Below are 425 nucleotides of genomic sequence, written 5' to 3'. Positions count from 1 at the left end.
TGGATGACGGCAGCTGGGGCTATTTCGTCGGACATAACCCCGGCTCGTTCGCACCGGTGCGTTCGCTGTCCTCGGGCGATGCCGTCGTCGTGTGCGACCGCTCGGGAGGGCGGTGCACTTATACGGTGAGGGATGTGTTCCAGGTGGAGGAGACGGCCACGTGGAAGACCATCGCTTCGCGGGTAACCGGTTACGGCGAGTCGGTGGTGCTGCAAACCTGCGCGGGCGACGGCATGAACGTCATCGTCGTTGAAGCGTAGGGGTGGGCGACTTTGCGGCACGCGCCGGCTTGAAAAGAGAAGAGCCCGGAAGCCCTTGGGCATCCGGGTCGAACCAGCGGCTTGTCGGAGAGCCAGCGGCTACTCGTCGTCCTCGTCGCCGTGGCCGTGGTCGTGCTCGGAGATGTCGCTCACGGGCTTCTCCAG

Annotated in this window: 1 protein-coding gene; it reads left to right on the top strand. The window is 65.2% G+C overall.

What is annotated here, in order from left to right; all coding sequences use genetic code 11:
- A partial coding sequence (locus NE591_RS12625) for a sortase domain-bontaining protein (RefSeq protein ID WP_256156789.1) occupies positions 1–260 on the top strand: 260 nt, incomplete at its 5' end.
- Between the last annotated feature and the right edge of the window lie 165 nt (positions 261–425).

Source organism: Adlercreutzia sp. DFI.6.23 (assembly GCF_024462535.1).
Classification (GTDB): Bacteria; Actinomycetota; Coriobacteriia; order Coriobacteriales; family Eggerthellaceae; genus Adlercreutzia; species Adlercreutzia rubneri.
The sequence above is the reverse complement of the archived record's forward strand: the minus strand, read 5'-3'. Positions and strand labels throughout refer to the sequence as shown.